Annotated in this window: 21 protein-coding genes and 1 riboswitch; of the genes, 17 read left to right on the plus strand and 4 right to left on the minus strand. The window is 62.7% G+C overall.

The genetic code is table 11. From position 1 onward, the window contains the following. Positions 1-7: 7 nt before the first annotated feature. A complete protein-coding gene (locus RUH64_RS03685) occupies positions 8-3,250 on the minus strand; it encodes an SNF2-related protein (RefSeq protein ID WP_313811383.1) in 3,243 nt (1,080 codons plus the stop codon). Positions 3,251-3,396: 146 nt separating this feature from the next. Beyond that, positions 3,397-3,518, plus strand: a riboswitch (SAM riboswitch). A gap of 32 nt (positions 3,519-3,550) precedes the next feature. On the opposite strand from RUH64_RS03685, the gene RUH64_RS03690 reads away from it, so the two are divergent. The 11 genes from RUH64_RS03690 (at position 3,551) to RUH64_RS03740 (ending at position 15,577) form a co-directional block, all read left to right on the plus strand. After that, positions 3,551-4,102: an OsmC family protein gene (locus tag RUH64_RS03690; RefSeq protein ID WP_313811385.1), complete on the plus strand. Its 552-nt coding sequence runs from the start codon at positions 3,551-3,553 to the stop codon at positions 4,100-4,102. Positions 4,103-4,470: 368 nt separating this feature from the next. Further along, entirely contained in the window at positions 4,471-5,349 is an 879-nt protein-coding gene (locus RUH64_RS03695) for a TetR/AcrR family transcriptional regulator (RefSeq protein ID WP_313811387.1), read from the plus strand. After that, a complete protein-coding gene (locus RUH64_RS03700) occupies positions 5,346-6,227 on the plus strand; it encodes a 3-keto-5-aminohexanoate cleavage protein (protein ID WP_313811388.1) in 882 nt (293 codons plus the stop codon). Before RUH64_RS03695 ends, RUH64_RS03700 begins: the two co-directional genes overlap by 4 nt. A 7-nt stretch (positions 6,228-6,234) precedes the next feature. Then, positions 6,235-7,203 carry a 3-hydroxyacyl-CoA dehydrogenase NAD-binding domain-containing protein gene (locus tag RUH64_RS03705; RefSeq protein ID WP_313811390.1) on the plus strand — a complete coding sequence of 323 codons (969 nt, stop codon included), beginning with the start codon at positions 6,235-6,237 and terminating at the stop codon, positions 7,201-7,203. Next, complete coding sequence (locus RUH64_RS03710; RefSeq protein WP_313811392.1) at positions 7,200-7,649, plus strand: thioesterase family protein; 450 nt, start codon at positions 7,200-7,202, stop codon at positions 7,647-7,649. The genes RUH64_RS03705 and RUH64_RS03710 overlap by 4 nt, the downstream gene beginning before the upstream one ends. An 82-nt stretch (positions 7,650-7,731) precedes the next feature. Next, positions 7,732-9,252, plus strand: a complete 1,521-nt coding sequence (locus tag RUH64_RS03715) for an ABC transporter substrate-binding protein (RefSeq protein WP_396275980.1) — start codon at positions 7,732-7,734, stop codon at positions 9,250-9,252. After that, the gene (locus RUH64_RS03720; RefSeq protein ID WP_313811423.1) at positions 9,252-10,208 is read left to right on the plus strand and encodes an ABC transporter permease; all 957 of its coding nucleotides are present in this window, start codon (positions 9,252-9,254) and stop codon (positions 10,206-10,208) included. The genes RUH64_RS03715 and RUH64_RS03720 overlap by 1 nt, the downstream gene beginning before the upstream one ends. Continuing rightward, positions 10,205-11,086, plus strand: coding sequence for an ABC transporter permease (locus RUH64_RS03725; RefSeq protein WP_313811396.1), 882 nt, complete (start codon positions 10,205-10,207; stop codon positions 11,084-11,086). The genes RUH64_RS03720 and RUH64_RS03725 overlap by 4 nt, the downstream gene beginning before the upstream one ends. 1 nt (position 11,087) lies before the next feature. After that, positions 11,088-12,755 carry an ABC transporter ATP-binding protein gene (locus RUH64_RS03730; RefSeq protein WP_313811397.1) on the plus strand — a complete coding sequence of 556 codons (1,668 nt, stop codon included), beginning with the start codon at positions 11,088-11,090 and terminating at the stop codon, positions 12,753-12,755. Between the two features lie 11 nt (positions 12,756-12,766). Further along, complete coding sequence (locus tag RUH64_RS03735; protein WP_313811398.1) at positions 12,767-13,945, plus strand: serine hydrolase domain-containing protein; 1,179 nt, start codon at positions 12,767-12,769, stop codon at positions 13,943-13,945. A 585-nt stretch (positions 13,946-14,530) separates the two neighbouring features. Continuing rightward, on the plus strand, positions 14,531-15,577 hold the full coding sequence (locus tag RUH64_RS03740) for a hypothetical protein (RefSeq protein ID WP_313811399.1): 1,047 nt from the start codon (positions 14,531-14,533) through the stop codon (positions 15,575-15,577). A 39-nt stretch (positions 15,578-15,616) separates the two neighbouring features. Here RUH64_RS03740 and RUH64_RS03745 read toward each other — a convergent pair whose 3' ends face one another. Then, positions 15,617-16,324 (minus strand): FCD domain-containing protein, encoded by a 708-nt coding sequence (locus RUH64_RS03745; protein ID WP_313811400.1) that lies wholly within the window; start codon positions 16,322-16,324, stop codon positions 15,617-15,619. 28 nt (positions 16,325-16,352) lie between these two features. Continuing rightward, positions 16,353-18,029 carry an L-lactate permease gene (locus tag RUH64_RS03750; protein WP_313811401.1) on the minus strand — a complete coding sequence of 559 codons (1,677 nt, stop codon included), beginning with the start codon at positions 18,027-18,029 and terminating at the stop codon, positions 16,353-16,355. A 145-nt stretch (positions 18,030-18,174) separates the two neighbouring features. Between RUH64_RS03750 and RUH64_RS03755 the strand changes: the two genes are divergently transcribed. The 5 genes from RUH64_RS03755 to RUH64_RS03775 all read left to right on the plus strand — a co-directional run bounded on the left by RUH64_RS03755 (position 18,175) and on the right by RUH64_RS03775 (position 22,894). Beyond that, the gene (locus RUH64_RS03755) at positions 18,175-18,939 is read left to right on the plus strand and encodes a (Fe-S)-binding protein (protein WP_313811402.1); all 765 of its coding nucleotides are present in this window, start codon (positions 18,175-18,177) and stop codon (positions 18,937-18,939) included. Between the two features lie 17 nt (positions 18,940-18,956). After that, positions 18,957-20,408, plus strand: a complete 1,452-nt coding sequence (locus tag RUH64_RS03760; RefSeq protein ID WP_313811425.1) for a LutB/LldF family L-lactate oxidation iron-sulfur protein — start codon at positions 18,957-18,959, stop codon at positions 20,406-20,408. After that, positions 20,405-21,037, plus strand: a complete 633-nt coding sequence (locus RUH64_RS03765; RefSeq protein ID WP_313811403.1) for an LUD domain-containing protein — start codon at positions 20,405-20,407, stop codon at positions 21,035-21,037. The genes RUH64_RS03760 and RUH64_RS03765 overlap by 4 nt, the downstream gene beginning before the upstream one ends. A gap of 194 nt (positions 21,038-21,231) precedes the next feature. Next, complete coding sequence (locus RUH64_RS03770; RefSeq protein WP_396275976.1) at positions 21,232-22,371, plus strand: MFS transporter; 1,140 nt, start codon at positions 21,232-21,234, stop codon at positions 22,369-22,371. A gap of 97 nt (positions 22,372-22,468) precedes the next feature. Continuing rightward, positions 22,469-22,894, plus strand: a complete 426-nt coding sequence (locus tag RUH64_RS03775) for a DUF4190 domain-containing protein (protein WP_313811405.1) — start codon at positions 22,469-22,471, stop codon at positions 22,892-22,894. 106 nt (positions 22,895-23,000) lie between these two features. Here RUH64_RS03775 and RUH64_RS03780 read toward each other — a convergent pair whose 3' ends face one another. Further along, positions 23,001-23,558 (minus strand): YceI family protein, encoded by a 558-nt coding sequence (locus RUH64_RS03780; RefSeq protein WP_313811406.1) that lies wholly within the window; start codon positions 23,556-23,558, stop codon positions 23,001-23,003. Between the two features lie 221 nt (positions 23,559-23,779). Between RUH64_RS03780 and RUH64_RS03785 the strand changes: the two genes are divergently transcribed. After that, a partial coding sequence (locus RUH64_RS03785; protein ID WP_313811408.1) for a hypothetical protein occupies positions 23,780-23,983 on the plus strand: 204 nt, incomplete at its 3' end.

The raw sequence follows: 23,983 nt of genomic DNA on the forward strand, positions 1-23,983 counted from the left end.
GCCCCGACTACTCCATCAGCGCCAGGAAATCCTCGGCCCCGAGCACGGTGGAGGCACCCGCCTCTCCGTCTTCGCCCAGCACATCGTTGAACAGGGCTGTCTTCTTGGCCTGCAGCGCCAGCACCTTCGATTCAATGGTGTCCTTGGCGACCAGCCGGTAGACATACACCGGATTCTCCTGCCCGATGCGGTGCGCGCGGTCGATGGCCTGAGCCTCCGCGGCGGGGTTCCACCACGGATCCAGCAGGATGCAGTAGTCCGCGGCGGTGAGGTTGATGCCGAACCCGCCGGACTTCAGCGAGATGAAGAACAGCGGGAATTCCCCGCCGCTGAACCCGTCGATCAACGCCTTGCGCTTGGGTCCGGAGGTGCCGCCGTCAAGGTAGCCGTGCTCGATGCCCAGCTCCTCGGCCACCTCCCGCGCCTTGCTCAGGAAGCTGGTGAACTGGCTGAAGATCAGTACCTTGTGCCCCTCCGCCACCGCGTCGATGATCATCTCGCGCAGCAACTCGAGCTTGGCGCTGGGGCCATGCCCCTCATCCACCAGCGACGGGTCCAGCGCCAGCTGGCGCAGCAGGGTCAATGACTGCAGGATCTTGAAGCGGTTCGAGTCGACGTCTTCCACCAGGCCAAGGACTTCCTGGCGCACCCGCTGGAAGCGGCGGTCATAGGCCTTGCGATGCGCCGGTTCCAGCTCCACCTCCAGCACCTGCTCGGTCTTGGCGGGGAGTTCCGGGACCACCTGCTCCTTGGTGCGGCGCAGCACGAAGGGCCGCAGCCGTTTCTTCAGGCGCGTCAGCCGTGCCGCGTCGCCTTCGGCGATCGGCTTGTCGTAATTCTCCTTGAACGCCTTCTGCCCGCCCAGCAGTCCGGGGGCGGCCAGCGACACCAGCGCCCACAGCTCCATCAGGTTGTTTTCCATGGGCGTGCCGGTGACCACCAGCTTGCAGGGTACCTCGATCTGGCGCGCCTGCTTGTACCCCTTGGACGCATGGTTCTTGATCTGCTGAGCCTCATCCAGAATCATCACGGAGAATCCCGCCCGTTCAAACTCCTCGAAGGCCAGTCGGAAGATCGTGTAGCTGGTGACCACCAGCTGCGCGTCACCCATCTGTTCGATGATGCCTGCCCCCGCCTTCTTGGCGGTGGCGGTGATTGAACGCACCCGCATCTGCGGGGCGAAGCGGGCGGCCTCGTTGCCCCAGTTGCCCACCACGGAGGTCGGCGCCAAAACCAGGAACTTCTGTTCGGGATTTTCCAAGCGGGCCTGTTCCAGGCAGGCCAGCAGCTGCACCGTCTTGCCCAGACCCATATCATCTGCCAGCACACCGCCAAGGTTGTGGGTGCGCAGGAAGTTCAGCCATCCGGTGCCGTGCTCCTGGTAGGGGCGCAGCCGCGCGGTGAAGCTTTCGGGCAGGGCAGGGACTGTGAGCGCGTCGGTGCTGGTCAGCTTCCGCATGGCTTCAAGCCATTGGTTTTCCTGGGCCTCGATTATGCCGAGGTCCACCAGCTCCTGCCACCAGTCGATGCTCAACTTGTGTATCCTGATGCTGTTGGCGCCGACGGTGCCCAGCTCCCCCGCTTCCTGCACCAGTTGGCGCAGTGCGGTGAATTCCTCCCCGGCGATCGGGATGACCGTGTAGTCATCCAGCACTAGGTAGTCCTCCCCCGCGGTGAGCGCGGCCAACAGCTGGGCGAACGGAATGCTCGCCCCGTCGATGGCGACGTCTACCGACAGGTCGAACCAGTCGCTGCCGCCCTCGCCGACCTGCACCTTGACCTTGGCCGGTTCCGCGTTCAGCCTGTAGTCGGGCAGCGTGCCGCCGTCGAGCACGTGGACATCGGGATGCTCTTCAAGCATGGGCAGCGTGTAGAGCAGGAAGTCGATGGTTTCGCTCTGGGTGAGGTTGCGGTCCGGGTACACGCCCTTGGCCGTGGGTTTGCCCAGCGGATGTTCGCCGCCCAGCTTCGCATCCACGCTGTCGATAATTTCCAGCTCCACCGCGTGCTGACGCGGCGCCTTGGGCGGGTAGTTCCACGTGAAACTTGAGGTCAGTGCCGCGTTCTTCGCGTCCTCACGGTGACGCATCGCAAGGTCGAGATACAGGACCGGCCGCGGTTCACGCGGAATCTTGTAGCTGGAGTCCGTGCTGCGCAGCGGCGCCATGTGGCGCATCATCGGCAGGTATTCGTCTTCAAAGGTGTGAAGCTCGGACAGCGGCACCGCCATGGGCCCGGAACTGATGAAGTTGTTGATCTGTGCGGAAGGAGATTCCTTGAAGGCGGCAAGGCGCAGTTTTTTGGTGCGTTCCAGGTGGCCCGAGGAGTAGGCAAGCAGCGTCGGCGGCTCGCCCAGGGCCAGCACATTCACCGTTTGCCCGTCCGGCGCCTGCAGGGTCGGCTCGATGGTGACGTGGTTGTTGTCCTTGTGAAAATTCAGGAATGCCGTGGCGGGTTCCTGTTCAAAGACAACCTCGTTGCGCGCCTGCGAATTGCCGTTGACGATGGCCACACCGGCATCACGCATCGCCTCGAAGGCTTCGCGCAGGTCCCTGCCCGGCAGCGTGTTCAGGTTCAGCCAATCCTGGACATCCCACACGTGCCCGTAGTTCAGGTACTGCTGGCGTTCGGAGAGCATCTTCAACTCGTTGACCGCGCGCCGCTGCTCCTTGGAAAATCGCAGGTCGAAGGGCAGAGCGCGCCAGGACACACCGGTCTGCACCCAGGGGCTGCGGCTTCCGGGGCGCGCCGGACGGGCGCCGAGCTGCAGGGTATTCCGTCCGCCATAGGCCTTGGAACTGGTCATCTTCAGGATCAGCCCCAGCGGTTCTTCCTCCACCGCGTACTCATCGACCTCGTCCTTGATCTCCGGCATCAGGCGGGTCAGCGTCCTAGCCCACTGCGGCAGCTGCGGCTTGCTCCAGGTGGGCGCCGCCGTCGGAACATCCGAAACGACGAATCCACCGTCCCCCAGCTGTGTGGCTTCCACGAGCAGGGCCGCCACGTCATGGCATGAATAGTCATCGGGGTGTGCGTCGCAGTGGCTGGCGAAGCGCACGCTTGAATCCACCAGGTCCAGCTGCAGCGTGACGAACGCCTGGATCACCCATCCGGAAACCACCGTGCGGCCCACGGTGCGCTTCTTATCCGCGATGGACACCTGGCCGGAATTCGCGATCATCCAGCCCTGGTTGTATTCGGCCTCGGTCACCAGGGTTTGGGCGGCTACTGGAGTCAGCTGATATTCCATGCTCACATTTTCGTTGATCGGCTCCGGCGCTTCGCCGCCGCAGAGTTCGCCCCCATTCTATCGACGGGACAGGCGTGCAGGCTGTGACGAAACATGAAGCGCAGGGTTTACAGCCATCCGGGCGAACCGTTAGAAATGAAGCACTGAATCACGAGTTCCAATCGTTCAGGCCCTGGCTGATTGGACGGCAACCCTCCTTACGTCATTGTGCGGGGTGCCCCAGGTGAAGATTCGACGGACCTGAAGGCCAGGTCCGTAAGAGAATGGCGCCCCCTGCGCCAGAAAGGGGATGAATCCCCCATGTCTACGCCAGCTTCAACCCTGTCCGAGGCCGAAGTCCGCACCGCCCGCCTGCAATCCGCCGGAACCGGCTGGGGCGAGAGGATTTCCGCATCCGCTGAGAACGCCAAGCTGACCTTCACCGTCCAAGGCGAAGGCTTCGGCGCCGTGGCGAGCAATATCCGCGCGGGAAAGCACACCTTCACCGTGGATGAACCCGCCGCGCTGGGCGGCGACGACCTGGCGGCAAGCCCCGTCGAATATGCGCTGGGCGCGTTGATCTCCTGCCAGGTGGTGGTCTACCGCCTCTACGCGCAGCAGCTGGGCATCCAGGTGGACGATGTGAAGATCGCTGCCGATGGCCACCTGGATGTACGCGGGCTGTTCGGAATCGACGCGTCAATCCGCCCGGGATTCACCTCGGTGGACCTTGACGTGCAGATCACCGGCCCCGAGTCCCCGCAGCGCTATGACGAGCTGCGCCAGGCGGTGGATGCACACTGCCCGGTGCTCGATCTCTTCGCCAATCCGGTCCCCGTCACCACAGCCGTCACCGTGGTCGAATACAACTAGCTGCACATCGCTCGAACTGCCTTTAACTACCGCACCGCCCTGGGTTCTGAACTGCCCATCGGCGGTGCGGTAGTTGCGTGTTAAGCCGAAGCTACCCTGCACCCTGTCCAGTAAATTTTTCGCCGGCTCCTCCGGGCACCAGAGCCCATTTCAGCGCAGCCGAACATCATCGATAATAATATCTTCGTGATATATCACTAGCTATTTATCAAGAGTCAACTTAAGCAATCTGCGAGAGATACCAACCCCGTCAAACCCTTCCCGCGCTCGCCAGTGACACGGTTCACAAGATTTTGCACTATCGCAATTTTCTGAGTTCCAATCAAAAATGATTGCACTTATCGCAAGTTCTGCTTAGCGTGAATGTCATGTCGAACACCCAGACCGTCGTGGCCGAGATAGCAGCTCGGGCACGCATGGCCATCATGAACTCGGGGTTGGTGCAGCGGGAAATCTCACGCCTCACCGACATCGAGGAAAGCAAACTTTCCAAGTCCTTACGCGGAACCAGGAAGTTCACCACGCTGGAAATCATCCAATTGGCCACGGTCACCGGCGTGACTGCCAGCTGGCTGATGACCGGTTCCAATGCGGGCCCCTCCACCAGCGCGGCCCCAGCGGACAACCTCCTGCCGGCGCGCAATGAGGGCAACGATCGGCATGCAATGCGCCGCCGCACCCTGGTGGAAAGCGCCTGGTGGCTTTTCGCCGAGCGCGGCTTCGACTCGGTGCGGATCGCCGACATTGCCCGGCGCTGCTCGCTGAGCACACCCACCGTGCACTACTACTTCGCCAGCAAACAGGAACTATTCGCCGAGGTGCTGCGCTACTCCATAAAGCTTGCCTATGACCGACAGGTCGCCGAGTTGGAAGGCATTTCCCACCCGGTGCTCCGGCTCAAGCGGCTCATCGAACTGCAGCTGCCCAACGGCGAACAGGGACGAGCCGAATGGTCCATCTGGATGCAGACCTGGGTGAAGCTCGCCGTCGGCGAAGAAGGCCTGAGCCCCTACACCCCCGGCTACCAGCGCTGGGGAAAAACCGTGCGAGACACCATCGCTGCAGGTCAGGCCAGCGGCCACATCGTCGCCGAGGATCTCGACATTCTCACTACCGAACTCACGGCGCTGATCGACGGGATGGGCATCAAGGTGCTCACCGGACTGCTCAGCGTTTCGGCAATGTACGAACACATCTGCCGCTATATCGACCGCAATATTTCAACTCAGCAAGGAGAAGGTTCATGAGCCGAAAGGTCATCGTCACCTGTGCACTGACCGGAGCCGGAGACACCGTTGGCAAAAGCGAGCACGTCCCGGTGACCCCCGAGCAGATCGCCGCCAACGCCATCGAGGCGGCCCGCGCCGGCGCATCGGTGGTACACATCCATGTCCGAGACCCGAAGACCGGCCAGGGATCCCGCGAAGACGCGTACTACGAAGAAGTGGTGCGGATCGTCGCCGAATCGGATGTGGACCCGGTCATCAACCTGACCGCAGGCATGGGCGGGGACCTGTTCATCGACCCAGCGAACCCCACCACCCACGTGGAAGGCACCGACCTGGTCTCCGGCCTGGAACGGTTGAGCCATGTGGAGAAGATCCGCCCTGAGGTATGCACCCTTGACTGCGGTTCCCTGAACTTCGGCGAAGGCTCGCAGCTGTACATCAGCACCCCGGACATGCTGCGCGAAGGAGCGGCCCGCATCCGCGATCTGGGAGTAAAGCCCGAACTTGAAATCTTCGACACCGGCAACCTCTGGTTCGCCAACGTCATGGCCGAAGAAGGATTGCTGGACCCGCCGCCGCTGTACCAGCTGTGCATGGGCATCCCCTACGGCGCCCCGGTGAACGCCGGCCTGCTCAAGGCCATGGTGCAAATGCTTCCCGAGCGAGCGGAATTCACCTCCTTCGCCATCGGCCGCCACCAGTTGGAGTGGGTCGAGCAGTCCGTGGCCCTGGGCGGACACGTGCGCGTGGGCCTGGAAGACAACCTCTACCTGTCCAAGGGCGTGTTGGCCACCAACGCGCAGCTGACCGAGCGCGCCCTCGACATCGTCAACTCCCTGGGCCACAGTGTCGCCACGCCTGATGAAGCCCGCGAAATCCTGAAGCTGGAAAGGTAATCCACCGATGAGCAACTACCCACAGTACGACTCCATCAGCACCGTCGCCTGCATCGGCGCCGGCACCATCGGCGGCGGCTGGGCCGCCTACTTCCTGGCCCGCGGCCTGAAGGTCAAGGTCTGGGACCCGGCCCCGGATGCCAAGGACCGCCTCCAGGTGCTGATCGACACCGCCTGGCCCGCACTGACCGAACTGGGCCTTGAACCGGGGGCCGATCCGCACAACTTCACCGTGCACACCGATCTGGCCGAAGCCGTGGCAGGGGTTGGATTCGTGCAGGAAAGCGCCCCGGAGAACCTGGAGCTCAAGCGCGACCTGCTGGCCCAGCTGGCCGCCGCCAGCGCGGATGACGTCATCATCGGCTCCTCCACCTCCGGCTACTCGATGACCGAGATGGCTGTCGAGGCGCAGGACCCCACCCGACTGGTGGTCGGCCACCCCTTCAACCCTCCCTATCTGATCCCGCTGGTCGAGGTGGTCGGGGGCGAGGGCACCGATCCGGAAGCCACCAAGTGGGCCTCGGGCTGGTACGAATACATCGGCAAGTCGGTGATCACCATGGACCGCGAGGTCCCCGGCTTCATCGCCAACCGGCTGCAGGAAGCCCTATGGCGCGAGGCGCTGCACATGATCGACAACGGCGAGGCCACCGTGGAGCAGATCGACGCCTCCATCACCGAGGGCCCGGGGCTGCGCTGGGCACTGCAGGGCCCGATGCTCACCTTCCACCTGGCCGGCGGACCCGGCGGCATGGCCCACATGCTGGACCACTTCGGCCCCTCGCTGAAGTCCCCGTGGACCCGGCTTGAGGCCCCAGAGCTGACCGATACGCTGCGCAACGACGTAGTGGCAGGCTGCGAGCGCGAATCAGGTACGCGCAGCATCAATGACCTGGTGGCCGAGCGCGACAAGGCGATCATCGCGATCCGCAAGATTGTTGATTCCATCCGCAGCACCTCGGTGGGCCAGCCGTGAACACCGTGGAACTGAGCGACTATCGGGCGCAGGTGCTGCCCGAATGGATCGACTACAACGGGCACATGTCCGAGGCCTACTACGTGCTGGCCTTCGGCGACGCCACCACCGCGGTCATGGATCAGCTGGGCATGGACGCCGCCTACCGGGAAGCCTCGGGCAGCTCGCTGTACACAGTGGAGGCGCACGTGCGCTACCTCTTAGAAGCCTCGCTGGGCCAGGAACTGCGCATCCGCTCCACCATCGCCGGGCACGGGGCGAAGAAGCTGCACCTGTGCCACGAGATGTACCGCGGGGAAGAGCTGATCGCCACCGAAGAGGTCATGACCCTGCATGTAGACCAGTCCTCCAGCTCCACCTCGCCGTTTCCAGAAGACATCGCGCAGGCCATCGCCGGGTACTCCCAGCACCGCCCCGAGTGGAGCGGCCGGGCCATCGCCAGTTAGCAGCACCCGCCTAGGAAAGTAGAGAACATTGAGCACTGAACCATTCGGGTTGCCCAGCCGCCGTGCGGTCCTGGGCGGCGGCATGGCACTGGGCCTCGGCCTGCTGCTCTCCGCCTGTTCCAGCGCGGGAGCCTCCGTGCTCGAAGCGCCGACCGGGGCCCCGCGTCGCGGCGGCACGCTGCGGGTGGGGCTGACCGGCGGCGGGGCCGCCGACTCCCTGGATCCGCATTCCCCGGTGAGCACCACCGACATCGCCCGCGTGGTCAATCTCTACGAGTCGCTGCTCTACCGCGATGAGAACTTCGAGCTGAAGCCGCTGCTGGCGGTGGAGGTCACGCCGAATGCCGATGCCACGGTGTGGACCGCGCGGCTGCGCGAAGGGGTGAAGTTCCACGACGGGTCTCCGCTCACCGCGCAGGATGTGGTGGCGACCTTCGCACGCATCACCAACCCGAAGGACCCCAAGAGCGGCGCGGCATCTCTCACGATCCTGGACAGGGTGGTGGCCCTGGGCCCACGCACCGTGGAGTTCCGGCTCAACACCGCCTCGGCGACCTTCGACGATTCGCTGGGACAGTACGCGCTGGGCATCGTTCCGAAGGACTTCGATGTGAAGCACCCGGTGGGCACCGGCCCGTTCAAGGCCAAGAGCTTCGATGCGGGGCGCCAGTCAGTGTTCGTGCGCAACAACGACTACTGGCGGGAGAACGAGCCGTATTTGGACGAACTGGTCATCCTGAACTTCACCGACCAGGACGCGCTGATCAACTCGCTGCTCTCCAGCCAGGTGGACGCCATCGGGCAGATCCCGCTGGCGCTGCTGGAGGTCATCGGCGCAGATCCGCGCATTTCAATACTCAAGTCTCCCACCGGGGCCTGGATGCCTTTCACCATGCGCATCGATCAGAAGCCCTTCGACGACGTGCGGGTGCGCCAGGCTTTCCGGCTGGCAGTGGACCGCGATCAGATGATTCAACAGGTGCTCAGCGGGCACGGCACCGTGGGCAACGACCTCTACGCGCCCTTCGACCCGGGCTTCGCCGCCGCGCTGCCGCAGCGCACCCAGGACCTTGCCCAGGCCAAGGCGCTGTTGTCGGAGGCCGGCTACCCTCAGGGGCTGGACATCGAGCTGGTCACCGCCCCCATCCAGGCAGGTGCCGTGGAGGCCGCCCAGGTCTTCGCCCACCAGGCGGCCTCGGCGGGCATCAGGGTGAAGATCAAGCAGGTGGAAAGCACTACCTTCTTCGGCGACAACTACCTGAAATGGAACTTCGCCCAGGACTTCTGGTACACCCGCAACTTCCTGCCCCAGGTCAATTCCAGCTCCCTGGCCGACAGCCCCTTTAACGAAACCCACTGGGACAACGAGGAGTTTGCGGCCCTGGTGCAGCAGGCAACCCAAGAGGTCGACGAGGCCAAGCGCAACCAGCTGATTGCCCGGGCCCAGGAAATTGAATACGAGCAGGGCGGCTACATCATCTGGGGCTTCCCCGACCAGGCCGACGCCTATCAGAAATATGTGGCGGGGCTGGTCCCGAACAAGACCGGACTGGCGCTGTCGGGGTTCGAGTTCCGCCGCGCGTGGATTGGAGTGTCCCAATGATGTCTCGAATGATCCTGCGCAGGCTGCTGGTCAGCCTGGGGATACTGCTGGTGGTCTCGCTGCTGGTGTTCTTTGCAACCCTACTGCTGCCCGGCGACCCGGCCCAGGCGATCCTGGGCCAGCAGGCCACCGAGGAACGGCTGGCGGCGCTGCGCGAACAGATGAACCTCAACGACCCGTGGTGGCAGCGCTACCTGACCTGGCTCGGCGGGATCTTCACCGGAAACCTGGGCATTTCCGCGGCGACGGGCGGCCCGGTGTCGGCGCTGTTGGGCGAACGGATCTCCGCCTCGCTGGTGCTGCTGCTCCTGGCGGCGCTGATCGCCATCCCCGTGGGCATCATCGTCGGCACGTATTCGGCGCTGCGCCGCGACAGGGGCTTTGACCGCGCGGCCACCGGCATTTCGCTGGTGCTCGCCTCGCTGCCGGAATTCGTGATCGGCGTGGTGCTGATTGCGCTGTTGTCCACCACGGTCTTCAAGCTGCTGCCCTCGGTGACCATGGCGCCCCCGGGAGAGGCGGTCTGGAACTATCCGCTGCAGTTGGTGCTGCCCACGCTCACCCTGGCACTGGTGGTCATCCCCTACATCATCCGCATGATGCGCGCCACGATGCTTGAGGTGCTCGATTCGGGGTATGTGGAAATGGCAAGGCTCAAGGGCGTGCCCGAACGCCAGGTCATCACCCGTCACGCCATCCCGCATGCGCTGGGTCCGGTGGCCCAGGTCATCGCCATCCAGCTGGCCTGGATGGCCGGCGGCGTGGTGGTCATCGAATTCCTCTTCCGCTACCCCGGCATCGGGCAGGCGCTGGTGGACGCGGTGACCAACCGCGATGTGCAGGTGGTCCAGGCGATCTCGATCATCATCGCCGCCGCCTATGTGGTGGTCAACCTGCTAGCCGACCTGGTGGGCATGGCAACCAACCCGAAGCTACGGACGGAGAGTGCGGCATGAATGCAGCGGTGGAAGTACTTGAAGTACCCGCAAAGGTACAGAAGAAGCCCAACCTGCTGGTGCGCACCCTGCGCCAAAGGCAGGCGAAGGTCGGCCTGGCGCTGACCGTGATCGTGCTGGTCATCGCGCTGTTCGGGCCGCTGCTGCTGCCCTGGCTGACGGGTGCCACCAGCACCGAGTTCACCGGCCGCCCGTTTACCTCCACGGGGCTGTTCGGCACCGACAACCTGGGCCGCGACGTGTTCTCCCGCTTCCTTGCCGGCGGGCTGAAGCTGCTGGTGTATGCGGCGCTGGCCACCGCGATCGGCATGGTGCTGGGCGTGGCGCTGGGTCTGGTCGCCGCCTACTCCGGGGGCCGGATCGACGGGTTGCTGATGCGCGGCAACGACGTGCTGCTGGCCCTGCCGCAGCTGGTCTTCGCAATGCTGGCGATCACCGTGCTCGGCCCGCAGGGCTGGGTGCTGGTGCTGGTCATCGGCATCACCCACGCCCCGCGCGTGGCCCGTGTGACCCGTTCCGCCGCGGTCTCGGTGATCACCGAGGACTACATCCGGGCCAGTGAAATGTACGCGGTGCCGCGCTGGAAGATCCTGCTCACCGAGGTGCTGCCGAATATCACCGGCCCGCTGATGGTGGAGCTGGGGCTGCGCATGACCTACTCCATCGGCTTCGTCGCCGCGCTGTCATTCCTGGGCATGGGCATGCAGCCGCCGAACGCCGACTGGGGCCTGATGATCAACGAGAACCGCATCGCCCTGGTCATCCAGCCCTGGGGAGTGATCCTGCCGGTGCTAGCCATCGCGGTGCTCACCGTGGGAACCAACCTGCTCACCGACTCGCTGGCACGCGCCTCCGCCAACATCAACGTGGGGAACTAACATGACTGCCACCACCACCGAATCAAGCGTCATCACCTCGGCACTGAGCGTGCGGGGTCTTGATATCTTCACCGACCAGGGCCGCCAGGTGCTCTTCGACGTGGACTTCGACCTGCAGCCGGGAAAGATCCTGGCCCTGGTCGGCGAGTCCGGCTCCGGCAAAACCACTGCAGGGCTTGCCTGCATGGGGCATTTCAGGAAGGGTCTGGCCCGCGGCACCGGTGCCATCACCCTGGGACGCAGCGGCACCCAGAACGTGCTTGAGATGCCGGAGCAGGAACTGCGCGCACTGCGCGGGCGGCACATCGCCTATGTGCCGCAGGATCCTGCGTTGTCGTTGAATCCGGCCCAGCGCATCGGGGCGCAGATCCTGGAGGTGCTGCAGATCCACGGCTACGGCGACAGCGCCGAGGAACGCCGCGAAAGGGTCACCCAGGTCCTGGCCGAGGTCGGGTTGAAGAATGATCCAACCTACCAGCGCCGCTACCCGCACCAGCTCTCCGGCGGCCAGCAGCAGCGCGTGGGCATTGCCATGGCCTTTGCCTGCAGGCCCTCGGTGATCGTGCTCGACGAACCCACCACCGGACTGGATGTCAGCACCCAGGCGCTGGTGCTGGAAACCATCAAGGAGCTGTCCGAACGCCATCAGGTCGCGGGCCTCTATATCACCCACGACCTGGCGGTGGTCGCGGAGCTGGCCGACGAAGTGGCGGTGATGCTGCGCGGACGCATCGTGGAGCGCGGTGAAGCCCGCGCGGTGCTCTATAACCCGCAGCACGAGTACACCCGGGCCCTGCTGGATGCAGTCCCGGACCTGGCGGGCTGTCACCAGGTGGGCCAGGTGCAGGCCATCACCTCGGAGCAGGTTCAGGTGCAGGCGCACCAGATCCGCCAGGAGCTCAAGCAGCCCGCCGATGCTCCCCCGCTGCTGCAGGTGGAGAATCTGGCGCTGCGCTATGGTGAGGCGCGGATCCTCAACGGCATCAACCTGAGCCTGGATCCGGGCGAGTCGATGATGCTGCTGGGCGAATCCGGCTCTGGGAAAACCACGCTCTCACGCTGCGTCGCAGGGTTGAACGACGACTACACAGGGACGGTGAGCCTGGACGGTGTGCCCCTGGCCAACGGAACCCGCCGGCGTTCTGCCTCGCAGCGTCAGCACATCCAATACATCTTCCAATCCCCGTTCTCCTCGCTGAATCCGCGGCGCACCATCTTAGAGTCGGTGGAGGTTCCGCTGATCATGGCCGGGGTGCGCAGCAAGTCGCACCGCCGCGACCGCGTCCTCGAGGCCCTGGATCAGGTGAGGCTGGGCAAGTCCTATATGGACCGCCGCCCAGGGGACCTGAGCGGCGGCGAACGCCAGCGCGCCGCCATCGCCCGCGCACTGGTCAACGCACCCTCCCTGCTGGTCTGCGATGAAATCACCAGCGCCCTGGACGTGTCGGTGCAGGCCTCGATCCTGGATCTGCTGCGCACCATCCAGGCCGAACGCCAGATGTCGCTGCTGTTCGTCACGCACAACATCGCACTGGCCCGGCACATCTCCCAGCGCATCGCGGTGCTGCAGCAGGGCAAGATCGTGGACTACGGCCACACCGATGACGTGTTGGAGAACCCGAAGCACGAGTACACCCAGCAGCTGCTCGCCCATATCCCCTCTTTCTAGGAAGCACGCTCATGACTACCGCATCAACGATCACCGCCCGCGCCAGCTCTGCTGTGCCAGAGGAAGACTTCGCTCGGATCCGCGGCATCTTCGCCGACCATGTGCAGGCGGGCGCCGGCGGCATGGCTTTCTGCGTCTACCGCGAGGGGCTGCCGCTGCTACAGTGCTACGGCGGGATGAGCGTGCCGGCTGGAGGGGAACCGGCGCAGGGCACCGACACCGCCCATGCCTGGGACAGCTCCACCCTGGCAGTGCTCTTCTCCGGAACCAAAGGGATCATGGCGGTCATCGCCGCGATCCTGATTGAGCGCGGGCTGCTGGATCCGCAGGCCCCGGTGTGCGCCTACTGGCCCGAGTTCGCTGCCGCTGGCAAGGAACGGGTCACCGTGGCCCAGGTGCTCTCGCACAGCGTGGGTCTGGTCTACCCCGACCCAGCACCTGCCGGTGAAGACCGTTACAACAACCGCGTGGTGGCTCAGATCTTGGCGGCCCAGGCGCCGCTGTGGGAACCAGGGACCCAGGTGGCCTACCATGCGATCACCTACGGATACCTCGTGGCGGAGCTGTTCTTCCGGGTGACCGGAAAGCAGCCCGGCCAGCTGGTACGCGAGCTGCTGGCCGAACCTTACTCACTGGACCTGTTCCTCGGCTTGCCGGAAACCGAAGATCACCGGTTGGCCACGATCTTCCGTGCACAGAACTACACGATCTCCACGTTCCTGACCGACCCGGAACGCCGCAAGATCGTTGAGCGCATGTACGGCGACACCCTGCTGGCGGGAGAAGATCCCTTCAACTCGGTGCCGATGCGTCGGGCGCAGATGGCAGCCGGCGGCGGCATCGGCAGCGCGGACGCGATGGCCAAGCTCTATTCCCTGTTGGTCAGTCCCGAGGAACCGATCGTCTCCCGGGCGACGCTGCAGCAAAGCACCAGTACCTTCTCCGAAGGGGTCGACGCCGTCAACGACAGGCCGCTGCGCTTTGGTCTGGGCTTCGAGCTCGCCGACCCGCTGGGCACCTACGGGCCGGTGGCGCCAGCCTTCGGGCATTCGGGAGCCGGCGGCGGGCTGCACGGCGCGTGGCCGCAGAAGAACCTCGGATTCTCACTGTTGATAAACGAAATGCAGTCAGAGGACCGCGACCGCCGGGCCAAGGACCTGCTGGCGGCCCTAGCCCGCAGCGTCCTCTAGCGGGCGGCGCACCAAGATGAAAAACCCGGGCGGATTCTCTTCCCCCATGTAGAGAGCCCGCCCGGGCGCAGCCTCTTCCTCCACGGTCGCCGCCTTCATGCACGTGATAGATCATGCCAAGGAACATCAACCTCGCCGTAATTGTGCAAGAACCACTTGCACAATTGCCGAGGTGGCATCACGTCACATTATCGTGGAATACCTCAGACATATCTGTGCGCGCTGAGCATGCCAGAATCCCGTTTTCCGATGTATGGTCGCTCATTCACTGCGTGCACCATCCCGAAACCCAACTGCGCAAACGATCGCATTAACGAACCTGTATTCAGCCCGTTGCAGTGCAAGACCTGGCACCCAGTAGCGAGCATGTAGCTGACTGGGAACAATGCCTTTCCGCAGAAAAACGTTTCCCGAACATCGATGAGTTGGAACCGGAATTTGCAAAGGACCTAAATTGCACGAGTCGAACGATCCAGACGCACACTTCGGGCCCCGAAGTTGTTTGGGCTAGCGCGCGCCAAATCGTCGGATGCACACGATATCTTCTATGCATCATCCAGCACACCGCACAGGAGGTCGGGCCCAATGACTGACTACCGCTCTTTCGACCGTTCGCAGCTGATCGCCCGTTTTTGCCAACTGACTTCCTCACAGGACAAGTCTTGGGGTTCAAGTTTGAGTCGGAAAGAACTCATTGAGCAGATCAAGCAGCTAGAAGCCCAGGAACAGCACTTCGGCAGTCAGCTTCCGCTGGCGGTGCACCGGACTCTTAGCGCATCCGACTTCGAACTTCCCTTTGAAATCTCAGAAGGGCAACGGATCTACTTCAGTTGGGAATCAGACCCTATTGAAGCAGCCTGGTTCCTCGATGAAGGCAAGATGGGCCAGCGCAAGTGGAACATCAAGACCATCCTTCCTGCTGGGACCAAGATCCTTACAGTTTTAGCCACCACTCCACCGATGGTGGCCTGCTTAGAGAGTGTCAACTCGCATGAGAACCGGGAGATTGATGTTGCCCGCGATGTGCTGTTCACCGTACCGATCTCCCTGAACGACGTTGAAGAGCTCACCGGAGCGCACCTGCCCCGTGCTTCCCAATGGCTCAAGCCTGCCGACGGAATCAGCATCCTCGACGCTCTGGGCACACTGCTCCAAGATCCTCGCCCGTTGATGCTCACTGCCGGGACATGCCGCATGGACTCGGAAACCGAAGCCACCACCGCCATCCACACCTTGGCACTAATTCAGCGCAAAGACTATGAGACCCGCATGTGCGATGGCTGCCAACGGGAAGTCGACGCCACCTCAGTTCACTTCTTCCGCGATCAGCAAGCCGACAGCACCTGGGACATCCAAGAGCATGTGGATGATATCGGACTACTCTGCAATGACTGTCACCAGCTTCTTCATGCGCCGACGCTCAAGCAGTTTCAGGGAACCTTAATCGCCTGTCCACAGTGCGGAGCCCGCAATCCGAAGAAGTACATTTGGGGTATGCCGGCGTTCCCACCGGACGAAGACGAGTACGTCATCGGAGGTTGCTGTATACCCGACGAGGGCATGCCAGAGTATTCCTGCCGCGAATGCGAGACCTGCTTCGGCGGCGAAGAACCACTGGTCTGGGCCGATTAACCAAGAAAGACCCCTCACATGATGGGGCCTTAATCTTGGCTACCGCGTCTGCGCGTAGAACCAGCTGATGTGCTCTTCGAGCAGCTGGGCTGCCCGCTCTCGCTGGTTGGTGGCAAACGCATGGTGGATTGCCTTGTGCTGGCGGCGCAGCACCTTGACCACCGGCTGCCAGGCTTCATCGCTGGGAATCGAGTCGGCGACGTAGTCGCTGATCGAATGACGCAGCGATTCCATCATTGCCTCGACGACCGAGTTTCCGGCCATGGATGCCAGCAGCACATGGAACTCGGCGTCGATGCGGTGGAATGCATCGCGTGAGAGCTGCGGGTCGTCCATGCGCATGATCAGCACCGCGGTACGGTCGATGACCTGCTGCGCATAAATCGGATCGCGTGGATTCATCTGCGCCGCCCAGGTTTCCAGCAGCACACGGGCTTCCACGATCTCCCGCACGTTGATGCCCTTGGCCGCCACGTGCAGCCGCAGCGCCTGCGAGATTCCCGAGGCGGGGTTGGAGATAATCACCGCCCCGGAATTCGGTCCGGATCCGGTGGAGGTGCGGATGATGCCCATGACGTCCAGGATGCGGATAGCGTCGCGCACTGAGGCCCGCGAAATCCCATGCTGCTCCGCGAGTGCCCGCTCACCGGGCAGCTGATCCCCCAGGGACAACTTCCCGTTGCGAAGATCAGCCTCTACAGATTCAAGAACGATCTGGTAGGCACGCGGAGCTGGGTTTATAGGCATCGGAACTCAATTTTACCGTGTCGCCGTGCTAGGGAAGCATCCAGGAGAGCACCGGGGTGGACTGCAGGTACACCAAGCAGCACAGCACCAGCAGCATGCCCACGGACCAGCCGGCAACCTTCTTCAGGATCACCGATTCCTTGCCCTCCATATTGACCGCGGTGGCGGCAATGGCGAGGTTCTGCGGGGAGATCAGCTTGCCGACGACGCCGCCAGAGGTGTTGGCGGCCACCAGCAGGGTCGGGTCGATGCCCGCGTTGATGCCGGCGGTCTGCTGCAGCTTGGCGAACAGTGCGTTGGCCGAGGTATCCGAGCCGGTCACCGCGGTGCCGATCCAGCCGAGGATCGGCGAGAGGAAGGCGAAGGCTCCGCCGGCCCCGGCAAGCCAGGTGCCGATGGTGATGGTCTGCCCGGACAGGTTCATGACATAGGCAAGGCCGAGGACCGACAGGATGGTCAGCGCCGCCCAGCGCATGTTGTAGATGGTCGCGCCGACCTGGGCCATACCCTGCCCGAAGGTCATCTTGTACTTGCCGTTGGAGTCGTTCAGCGAGTAGACCAGCGCCACGATGGTACCGGTGATGAACAGCAGCGTGCCCGGCGAGGAAAGCCAGGAGAAGCTGTACATGGTGGCGGAAATTGCTTCGCCCGCATCGTTGACCACTACCCCGTGCAGTCCCGGCCAGCCGAACTTGATGTCGGTGCTGGCAAGCCATGCCGGAACATCCAGTCCCCAGCGCCACAGCTTGGCAATCCCGAAGACCACGATTACCAGCAGGTAAGGGAATAGCGCCATCCAGGTGTTGGCAGGATTCAGTTTCTTGCTGTGGTCGATGGGCTTCGCGGCGGCCTCCGGCGTCAGCACCCGGGCCCGTGCCTCTTCGGCGCCCTTAGGAGTCCAGAAGCGCAGCAGGATGACCGCGGTGGCAAGGCCCACCAGGGAGGCGACCACGTCGGTGAGCTCATAGGAGAAGTAGGTGGCGCAGGACCACTGGGCGATGCCGAAAGCCAGGCCGATGATCAGCGTCGCGGGTAGCGTCTGGCGCATGCCGCGCCAGCCGTCGATGACCAATACCAGGATGGTGGGGACGAACAGCGCCAGCACCGGCGACTGGTGGCCGACCACCGCGCCGATTTCAGCGGCGGGGATGCCGGTGAGCGCACCGGCGGTGGTGATGGGGATGGCCATCGCGCCGAAGGCCACCGGAGCGGTGTTGGCGATCAGCACCGAGCAGGCGGCGCGCAGCGGCGAAAGCCCCAGGGACAGCAGCATCGTGGCGGTGATCGCCACCGGTGCGCCGAATCCCGCCAGCGCTTCTAGCAGGCCGCCGAAGCAGAAGGCGATCAGCACGGTTTGGATGCGCACATCGCCGCCGCCGATCACGTCGAATACCCTTCGCAGATCCTCAAAGCGCCCCGAGACCACCGTGACCTGATAGAGGAAGATCGCCATGACCACGATCCACACGATCGGGAATGCTCCGAAGACCATGCCCATCACGCCCGAGTTGACCGCGAGGCCGACCGGCATCTTCCAGCCGATGATTGCAACGATGATTGCCACCGCTAGCGAGCCGAGTCCTGCCCAGTGGGCCTTGACTTTCACGACTGCCAGCAGGATGAAGAAGGTGAGCAGAGGCACCAGGGCAACGAGCGCCGAAACGGCGACGCTGCCCGCTATGGGATCTGTTGTTGGGGTAAACACGGTGTGGGCGTCCTTACTTGTGATGGTCTGACCATACGTGGTCCGACCACTAACGGTACAAGGTGAGAGCGATCACAAACAAGTCTTGCTATTGGGAATTTTTCTACGTAGTATGGTCTGACCACACCATGAAAGAGTTATAAGTATGCGCATTGCACTCTTTGCCACATGCATCGTCGATGCCATGTACCCCCAAACAGCCAAGTCCACCGTCAAAATTCTGGAACGCCTAGGCCATGAGGTCATCTTCCCCGCGGGGCAAGCATGCTGTGGTCAGATGCACATGAACTCCGGCTACATGCCCGAGGCGCTGCCGGTGGTTGAAAACCACGTGAAGGCCTTCGACACCGACGACTACGACCTCGCCGTGGCCCCGTCCGGATCCTGCGTCGCCTCGGTCAAGCACCAGCACGCGTTCCTGGCAGACCGCTTGGGCAAGCCCGAGCTCAAGGAACGCGCCACCGCCGTCGGGAAGCGCACCTACGAACTCTCTCAGCTACTGGTGGACGTTTTGGGCATCACCAACGCCGCCGAGCAGCTGGGCAGCTACTTCCCCGAGACCATCACCTACCATCCCTCCTGCCACGGCATGCGTCTGCTCAAGCTCGGCGACCGCCAGCTGGATCTGCTCAAGACCGTCGGCGGCATCACCGTCAACGAGCTGCCGGATGCCGACCAGTGCTGCGGCTTCGGCGGCACCTTCTCCCTCAAGAACGCGGACGTCTCCTCCGCGATGCTGGAAGACAAGATGAACAACATCTGCTCCACCGGCGCCTCGGCCTGCGCCGGAGGCGACGCCTCCTGCCTGATGCACATCGGCGGCGGCCTGTCCCGCACCGGCGCCAAGCCCAAGACCCTGCACCTGGCAGACATCCTTGCAAGCACCATGGAAGAGACGGTGGCACTGTGACTCAGGTATTTCTCGGCATGCCAGCCGGAGGCCTTGGCAACCTCGTTGAAACCGAACCATTCCCGGCCGCCGCGCACCGCGAACTGGGCAACACCCAGCTGCGCAAGAACCTGCGCCATGCAACCCACACCATCCGCGACAAGCGGCTGCGCGTGGTCGGCGAACTTCCCGACTGGGAAGAACTGCGTGACGCCGGCAGCGCCATCAAGAACTCCGCAATGTTCAACCTCGAAGAGCGGCTACTTCAATTCGAGAAGAACTTCAGCGCCCGCGGCGGCGTAGTCCACTGGGCCCGCGACGCCGATGAGGCCAACACCATCGTGCGCGATTTGATCCGCGAAACCGGATCCACCGAGGTCGTGAAGGTCAAGTCCATGGCCACCCAGGAGATCGGGCTCAACGAGTACCTGGAAACCCAGGGCATCGAAGCCTTCGAGACCGACCTTGCCGAGCTCATCGTCCAGCTGGGCCACGACAAGCCCAGCCACATCCTGGTCCCCGCGATTCACAAGAACCGCACCGAGGTGCGCGACATCTTCCTGAGTCAAATGGAGGATGTGGACCCGGAGCTCACCGATGAGCCGGCCAAGCTGGCAGAGGCCGCCCGCAAACACCTGCGCGCCAAATTCCTTTCGGCCAAGGTCGCCATCTCCGGGGCGAACTTCGCCCTGGCGGACACCGGCACCCTGGGCGTGGTGGAGTCTGAGGGCAACGGCCGCATGTGCCTAACCCTGCCCGAAACCCTGATCACCGTCATGGGCATCGAGAAGGTGCTGCCGCACAGCGATGACATCGAGGTGATGATGCAGCTGCTGCCGCGTTCCTCCACCGGCGAGCGCATGAACCCCTACACCTCCATGTGGACCGGTGTCACCGAGGACGACGGGCCGCAGAACGTGCACATCGTGCTGCTGGACAACGGACGCTCCCGCGTGCTCTCCGATTCCTTCGGCCGCTCCGCGCTGAACTGCATCCGCTGCTCGGCCTGCATGAACGTGTGCCCGGTCTACGAGCGCACCGGCGGCCACGCCTACGGCTCCACCTACCCGGGCCCAATCGGCGCAATCCTCTCCCCGCTGATGACTGGCATCGAGGTGGAAGAGAACAACTCCCTTCCCTATGCCTCCTCGCTGTGCGGCGCCTGCTATGACGCCTGCCCGGTGAAGATCAACATCCCGGAGATCCTGGTGCACCTGCGCGGCGAGGACGTGGATTCCAAGCGCGGCAAGCACAAGCTGCCCACCCAGATGGACCTGCTGATGAAGGGCGGATCCTGGGCGCTGGGCCGAGGCAAGAACATGAAACTGGTGGAAAAGGCGCTGCCGCTGGGCCGCCTGGCATCGGGCAGGGACAAGAAGATCAAGAAGCTGCCGGGCATCGCCGCGGGCTGGACCCAGTCCCGCGATATCCCCGCCCCTCCATCCCAGTCCTTCCGCGACTGGTGGAGCGAAGAGAAGGAGTCCAAGTGAGCGCGAAAGAAGAAATCCTGGGACGCATCCGTTCGGCCCTGGCCGACGCCCCGCAGGCACCGGAAGTTCCACGCGGCTACCGTACCAGTTCCCAGCTCGATGAGGCCGCGCTGATCGAGCTGCTGGTCGACCGTCTGGTGGACTACAAGGCAGGGGTCGACGTCATTGACGAGGCCCAGATTCCGCAGTCCGTCGCGGCCAAGCTTGAGCAGGCCTCCTCCGTGGTCTACCCGCACGGCCTCAATCAGCAGTGGCTCTCCGCCCTGCCATCCGAGGTTGCCCAGCTTGCCGATGCCCCCGGCGCCCGCTTGAGCGTTGCCGAACTCGACGCCACCAGCGCCGTAGTCACCAGCTCGGCGGTGTCCATCGCCGAGTCCGGAACGATCATCCTGGACGGGGAACCGGATCAGGGCCGCCGCGCCATCTCCCTGGTTCCCGACCATCATGTCTGCGTGGTTCCGGTGTCCACCGTGGTGCAGCTGCTGCCCGAGGCCATGCCTCGCCTGACGGTCACCCGCCCGCTGACCTGGATCTCCGGTCCATCGGCGACCAGCGATATCGAGCTTGAACGCGTTGAGGGTGTGCACGGTCCGCGCACCCTGGACGTATTGCTGGTGCGCGGCATCTAGCCGCCCTCATCATCGCAGCCGGTTCCCCACCTTAACCTCCGGGGGAACCGGCTGCGTTTTTATATCAGCCGCCCGCTCCCCCTTGAGCCAAGGACAGAATGGTTCGAGGCTTCGTTAAGCTAAGTTTGGAATACGTTGCCTATCGAAGACGCGCAGGAGTACGCCGGGTGGAAAAAGTGGGCCAAGAAACCCGGATGATCAGTGATCGAGCCCTGCGATTCATAGGTTTCATTTCATTCTTCGACCACTACTGCATGCCCCCGATGTTGCTGCTGCTCGTCGCTGGCACCGAGTTGAGCTTCGCGCAGGCGGTGGAACTGGTCGCTGCCTATTCACTGTGCTACGCCGTCGGCCAACCGCTGTGGGGCTTGATCAGCGACAGATTCGGGCGCCTCTTCGTGCTGCGCAGTTCACTACTCGGGGCGCTGCTCGGCTCCCTGGCAAGCGTCATGTTCATCAGCTTCCTCCCCTTGCTACTGGCCCGCTCGCTTTGTGGATTAATGTTTGGTGCAATGTATCCAACCCTGCTGACCCTCTTGGGCGACACTAGGACAGGTGTCGAAAAAGCTAAGGGCCTTTCGGATCTGCAAGTCTATTCCTCGCTGGGCACGACCTTCGCGACGTTGAGCGCCGGCATCCTTGCAGCCACGGTGGACTGGCGCATTGTTTTTGTACTGCCCGCATTGGGAACCGTTACTGCATTGCTCATGCTGCGCGGCGTAGATGAACCAGCCCATGGCAGGAAGGGAATTAATTTCTCGGTTGCCCTGCGGCCGAGAAATCTTGGGCTCTACGCCATTGTCTTCATCGAGGGCGCCTTGCTCATGGGATTGCCCAAATATATAGTCCCTGCACTTCAACAGTCCGGAGTAGGCATTGGACTAGCTGGCGTGCTCGGCTGCGCACTTGCCGCGGGAATTATCATCGGTGCGCGATTGATGCGCAGGTTGGTCGGGCAATTCAGCCGCACTTGGTTGATCGGCATCGGCGGGGCGATCCTGATATTCAGCTTCATCCCTTCAACCTTTTTCTTCTCACCCTCATCATTAACCATCACTGCCCTGCTCTTCGGATTTGCCAACGCGATCATGCATTCATCAATGCAGGGATGGGCCACCGACATCGCTCCCGAGGCCCGAGCAACCACCGTTTCATTCTTCGTCTTTTCCCTGTTTTTCGGCGCCTCGGTAATGACCTATCTGACTGCCGATCTTGCCGCCAACGCAGACTACAACCAGATCTTCGGCATCGGCATGGTCATCAGCATCCTCTTGGTTATTCTCGCTTGCGCTGCACATGCGGCCTGGGCCCGAAAATACGCAGACCAGCCCTAGACAAAATCATCATTTAGTTCACCTTTCTGCGAGATTGTGGCAGATAATGTTGATTCAACAGAATCTTCAACGGCCTTCAAACGATGGGACCCAACCGGTGTCGACGCCAAACAATGAACCAAACAATCCTTATTCTTCGGATCGCCAAGATTCTTATCGGCAGAACCCTGCGTATCAGGCACCGCAGTATCAGGGACAGAACCAGCAATATGGTCAGCAGTATGGCCAGCAGCAGCCGGGCTACGGCTACCCTGGCTATCCGATGATGAATCCCGAGGGCGCGCAGCTGGCGCAAACCTCGCTGATCTTCGGCATCCTCTCACTGTTCATGCTCGGCCTGATCTTTGGACCGATCGCCATCGTGAAGGCCAACCGCGCTGAGCGCGAATTCAACACCTCCGCCACCGTCGGCAAGGTCACCGGATGGATTGGTACGATCCTCGCTGGCATCACGGTGCTGTTGTTCATTTTCTTTGTGATCATTTCCCTCTCGGTCGGCGCCGCTTCTTACGAGAGCTTCTAATTCCGCGCTCTTTAAAACGATGCAAAAACAAAACCTCCAGACCATAGGTCTGGAGGTTTTGTTTGTATCGGTCCTGCCCGCCTCCCATCAGGCGGTCAAAGGAAAATTACTCTGCGGTTGGCAGTACGAAGGAAGCGTCGATTTCGATCTTGACCTTGTCGCTGACCAGCACGCCGCCGGCTTCGAGGGCTGCGTTCCAGGTGATGCCGAATTCCTTGCGGGAAATGGTGGTCGATGCGTAGAAACCTGCGCGGGTTGCACCGAAGGCGTCAACTGCCTGGCCGCCCAGCTCGGCGTCCAGTTCAACCTGCTTGGTGGTGCCGCGGATGGTCAGGTCGCCGACGAGGACGAACTCTCCTGCATCGCCCTGGACGCCGGTGGACTTGAAGGTCATGGTTGGGAACTGCTCAGCGTCGAAGAAGTCGGCGCTCTTCAGGTGACCATCGCGGTTTGCATCCTTGGTGCTGACCGAAGCGATCTGGATGGTTGCCTCAACGCCGGATTCTGCCAAGGTCTCGCCCACGGTCAGGGTTGCGTCGAATTCGGTGAAGTTGCCGCGGACCTTGGAGATGCCTGCGTGGCGAACCGAGAACCCAACCTCGGAGTGCGATGCATCCAGGTTCCAAACGCCGGCGGTCAGTGGTGAAGTTGCAGTTGCAGTCATGATCGAGTCCTTTCTTTTGCATCAGTCATTTAGTTGATGCATCAATTTGTTTCGTTGTATTCAGTATGGCACTAAATAAGTTGAACCGTCAACCAGTTTTCTCGAAAACTTTGCACTTTCTCTTGCAGGTTACTCAAAAATAGCTATTGATTAGGCGTTTATCGGAATTGAAACTTTTCGTAACCCTTCCAAAGCGTGCTCTTAATCCTTACACCGGCCTCATGAACACGGACAAAATGGACCCCAACATTCAGGAACAAGAGGCTGAACTTTCCGCCGATCTCGAAGATGTATGGCAAGAAGAGTCGCAAAGAACGGCGGCAGCCACCGAAACCGCCGACGAGGTAGATGGCCAGCTCCGTGCACGCGAGGACTCTTCTATGTCTGTCAAGCAGCAATCTGAACCTTTTCATCTATTGCTGAAG

This window comes from Glutamicibacter sp. (genome assembly GCF_032154645.1).
In the GTDB taxonomy this organism is placed as follows: Bacteria; Actinomycetota; Actinomycetes; order Actinomycetales; family Micrococcaceae; genus Glutamicibacter.